At 30.5% G+C, this 4,476-nt stretch carries 6 protein-coding genes; all 6 read right to left on the reverse strand.

Annotation, left to right across the window (positions count from 1 at the left end):
- Positions 1-159: 159 nt before the first annotated feature.
- The gene (locus AC6I5C_RS17680; RefSeq protein WP_497906329.1) at positions 160-822 is read right to left on the reverse strand and encodes a hypothetical protein; all 663 of its coding nucleotides are present in this window, start codon (positions 820-822) and stop codon (positions 160-162) included.
- A gap of 164 nt (positions 823-986) precedes the next feature.
- The gene (locus tag AC6I5C_RS17685) at positions 987-1,544 is read right to left on the reverse strand and encodes a hypothetical protein (protein ID WP_497906330.1); all 558 of its coding nucleotides are present in this window, start codon (positions 1,542-1,544) and stop codon (positions 987-989) included.
- Between the two features lie 162 nt (positions 1,545-1,706).
- Entirely contained in the window at positions 1,707-2,096 is a 390-nt protein-coding gene (locus AC6I5C_RS17690; RefSeq protein WP_497906331.1) for a hypothetical protein, read from the reverse strand.
- Positions 2,097-2,251: 155 nt separating this feature from the next.
- A complete protein-coding gene (locus tag AC6I5C_RS17695) occupies positions 2,252-2,734 on the reverse strand; it encodes a hypothetical protein (protein ID WP_497906332.1) in 483 nt (160 codons plus the stop codon).
- A gap of 176 nt (positions 2,735-2,910) precedes the next feature.
- Complete coding sequence (locus AC6I5C_RS17700; RefSeq protein WP_497906333.1) at positions 2,911-3,492, reverse strand: hypothetical protein; 582 nt, start codon at positions 3,490-3,492, stop codon at positions 2,911-2,913.
- 118 nt (positions 3,493-3,610) lie between these two features.
- Positions 3,611-4,476: hypothetical protein (locus tag AC6I5C_RS17705; protein WP_497906334.1), on the reverse strand; the 866-nt coding region annotated here is incomplete at its 5' end.

A 4,476-nucleotide genomic window follows, 5' to 3' on the forward strand; every position in this document is an offset into this window, starting at 1 on the left:
CAGTTTTGTTCATTCGAATTACCGCCAACGGTTGGGCTATGATTCCGTTGCGAGGAAAATCCGTAGGATTTTCGTAGTAGGAATCGAGCCAAGTTAAATATACTGTTTTTTCGTTATGTATTTAGTAAGCAATGGATTATAGCCATTGTTGGCAAATCGTTATTTTTTTTCAAATTCCCATTTCATATTTATGAATTCGTATATCAAACGACACGAATATTCAAATGGAGTTTTACTTTTCACTTCTTTACCTTCCTTTATAGTTTCTCCGAATTTTGTTATTAGCAAATTATTTATCGAATTTCTCTGTTTTTTGGTCAGTTTTAAAAACTGTTCATTTTCATTTGCTCCAATTGGTTTTTCTTTTGCCATACTCATACAAACTCCAAGTGAAATGTCCCTAAAAAAATTTGAGGCAAATGAATTTTTATTAACTAAGTTTAAGCAGTCCTTTTTCAAGTTTTCATTTGGATAATCCTCTTTGATTAGTTTACCTAGCAATTGATAATTATTACTTGACATATCAGAAAGTAACTTGCTTAAATCAGTAGCCACTTCATTAATATTCTCGTCTTTAGTTTTCTTGTATTTACTGAAAATACCAATAGATTTTTCAATCTGTAAACTATAGTCATCTATTGATTTCTTAGCACTTTCAACATCTTTAATATAAAGTAGCTGCTTGTCAAATTCGATAGAACTATTATGCAATTCATAAAATGTATTAATGTAGTCTGTTAAGAAGTCAGAAGCAACTTGAGCGTTTAGTGCACTCGTTAAAAATGTAAGTGCAATTGATAAAATCAGTAATGGGTATTTCATTCTATTTCAGTTTTTTGAATGTTTGCCAACGGTTTGTGTATAGTTTCGTTGCGTGAAAATCCGCAGGATTTTCGTGTTAAGAAACTAAGATAGTAAAGTTGCGAGGATTTTCCGCGAGGAAAATCAGAAGCAATGAATTATACACTGTGTTGTGTGGCGTTTTTTTATTCCAACATTGCTTTAAAATCTCCTTTTATTTCAATTTCTCCGCTACAATCTGATTCGCAAATTCCTTTGAAATAGAACTTACCAAAAATCATTTCTCCTTTTTGTTTTGGAATTGATTTTACGATTAGTTCCTGTTTAATCTTTTTGATTTTTGGGTCGATTGGTGGTCCTGACATCCAATACTTAAAATCTGATTTGAATTGATTGTCTATTATTTTTATTGTTAAATTTTGGCTGTAAGCTGGATTAGTCTCAAATATTTGTAATTCTAGAGTGTCAGAGTCAATTCGTTTTAATTCCGCAAACCTCATTAATCGCAAACTGTCGTTATTTACAATTGCATTAGATTTTATTGAATATTGGGTTGAGTCAGGTAGATTGTCATATCCAGATTCTATTTTCAAAGTCAAAGGATTAAGTATGGATTCAGTTGAATTGAATAGATTACTACTCAATTCTTTGTCAAAAGTCATTTTGTCAAATTCTGAATTGTTTTTTTTAACTCCGCAAGAAACTAAAGTTGTAGAAAGTATTATTATCAGTAGTTTTTTCAATTCAGAGTTATTTTTTTTAATGACACACAACGGTTTGTGTATAGTTACGTTGCGTGAAAATCCGCAGGATTTTCGGGTTAAGAAACTAAGTTAGCAAAATTGCGAGGATTTTCCGTGAGGAAAATCAGAAGCAATGAATTATACACGGTGTTGGCATTAGTTTTATTTTACTTTAATCGAAAAATCAACTGTTTCTGACTTTCCATCTTTTTCAAATTTTATTTTGATTGGTAATCTACTTTCATTATTAAGATTTTCCTTTTTTGGAGTTATTTCCAAGTGAAATTCATTGTTATTTGTTCTTATCAGATTAATTCCTGCACCTTGAATACTTAAGTTTGTAGCTTCAAAGAACAAAATTTTAGCAGAATTTTTCTTATCCAAATACAGGAAATTTCTATGGTCTTCAATATGAAATGAAATCAGAGTTCCTGATTCATTATATATTATGTTAGTTTTTAGTTTTTCTTTTTTTTGGGAATTACAACTTATTAATAATGTAATTGAAATTATCAAATGTAATGGAGATTTGAAATTCAATAAATATTTCATTTTACATATTAATGCCAACGGTTTGTGTATAGTTTCGTTGCGTGAAAATCCGCAGGATTTTCGGGTTAAGAAACTAAGATAATAAAGTTGCGAGGATTTTCCGTGAGGAAAATCAGAAGCAATGAATTATACACTGTGTTGTGCATAGTGTTTTTTTATTTAGTTGGTTTGTAATTCAATCCAGTTTTTATTCCGCTTATTGTCAGCAAGATTATTAAAATCAGTTGGATGATTAATAATACATAATAAGCATTATTCCATACATTTCCAGGGTTTTCCACAATTCCGCCACTCAAAGGTGGATATTCGGTCGAGCCAGGAATTTCTCGGATAGAATTTACTAATGAAATCAGAAATGTGAAAATCAAAATCATAGTTATGTCCGAAATCATAAAAATCAGATTTGCGGTCAAGTTTTTAAAATTCCGTCGTAACATTCGGATTAGATAAATACCAAAGAAAATTAGCGTAGTAATTAGAGTAAATAAGTGAATTGCTGGAATCACGTAATAAGTATCGTGCACATTTATATCTGTCTCTCCTGTCAGGTCAAAGTTTCTAAATCCAGAAGGACCAAAAAAGAGAATAATCACAAATAAGATTGTTCCGATTAACCAAAATATTTCTTTTTTCTTCAAATTTTTAATTCAGATTACGGTTTTGGGACATTATGCACAACGGTTTGTGTATAGTTTCGTTGCGTGAAAATCCGCAGGATTTTCAGGTTTAAGAAACTAAGATAGCAAAGTTGCGAGGATTTTCCGAAAGGAAAATCGGAAGCAATGAATTATACACGGTGTTGGCAAATCGTTTTTTAAATCTGTTCTTTAACTATTTCAATTTTTTTTGGTTTTATATTAAGTGCTTTTTGAAAACCAATAGATTTTGTAACAGCCTTTTTAAATTCATCAATGCCTAAAGTTGAATCAAATCCAACATTGAATTCTTGAATTTCTTTAAAATCGGATGAGTCATATACCATGTCAATTCGGTATTCATAGAGGTTTGCATTTTTTTTGTCAACTTTTTGATGAGCAAAAGCAATTTCAAACGTTTCTATATTTTCATCCCAATAGTCAGTCGCATAAACGACATAAATGTCAATTGGCTTTTCATTGGATTCCACAACTTCATTTTTCGTATTGTTATAAAGCTCAATTATTGATTCTAATGCTATTTTTGGATTTAATTCAGATTCTCCGTTTAGATTTTTATCTATTATTTTTTGGAATTCTTCAGTTGAACCTCGTGTTGCGGTTAGATTATTTTCATATTCTTTCCATGCTTGTTGAGAATTCCAAGCAGCAAATGGCACTGCAATGAATTTTGGAAAGGCATAAGCCAAAAAGAAATATACTATTAAAAGGGCTCCGATTATTTTAAATATACGTTTCATCAAATGTTTGCCAACGGTTTGTGTATAGTTTGTTGCGTGAAAATCCGCTAGGATTTTCGGGTTAAAAAACTAAGTTAGCAAAATTGCGAGGATTTTCCGCGAGGAAAATCAGAAGCAATTAATTATACACTGTGTTGGCAATAGTTTTTATTTTTTTACCTTTTAAATTGTCAAGCCTTTCTTTTTCCTCACTCTGGTATATTCTATAAATTTTTATTGGCACTGTGTCATTTGGTGGTTTGGGCAAATCATAGATTCTAAAAATATCACTTTTAATAGAGGTTGTTAAACTTTTAGTAATTACTGAATCTGGGATTTTCTTGTCTGCAAAAACTCTCAAATGAAATTTTAAATCTGTAAGTAAGTCATTTTCAGGCCTGCCAGTTATTAGTTTATCTTTTATCTTTTTTATATCCGATTCAAGATTGTTTAAGCTGCTAGACAATTCCGTTTTACCAATCATTTTATTTTCTGAAAATCCCATAAATATTTTTAGAGCGTACTCACTATCTAATTTAATATACTCGCTCTTGTCATCTTTTGGTAGTTCAAATTGAATTCCGCTTCTTTTGTTCAAATAATCTATATAGCTATTAGCTCTAATCAGATTGAATTGTATTTTTTTTTGAGAGGCTGTAATTTTTGTATATAAAGTATCATTTGTAGCAGACAAATTGTATTCCAGGGTCGTCTTTTTGATGTTTCTTCCCATAGAGTCTAGGAGCATTAGATTATAATCAAATTCTATATTTGAATTGTCCGCAGACCATTCCACAATTTGGTTATCTAAATCGGTTATTATAAGACTATCTGGTTTGAAATATAATCTTGTTATTCCTTCATTTGTGATTTCATACCATTTTCCGTTCAGATTTTTTTCAGCTGAATTTTGTCCGCATGAAAAAGCTAAGAATAAAATCAAAAAGAATTGTATGTAGAATGGTTTTTTCAAATTATTGCCAACGGTTTGTGTATAGTTTCGTT

The sequence above is a fragment of the Mangrovimonas sp. sgz306409 genome, assembly GCF_059735265.1.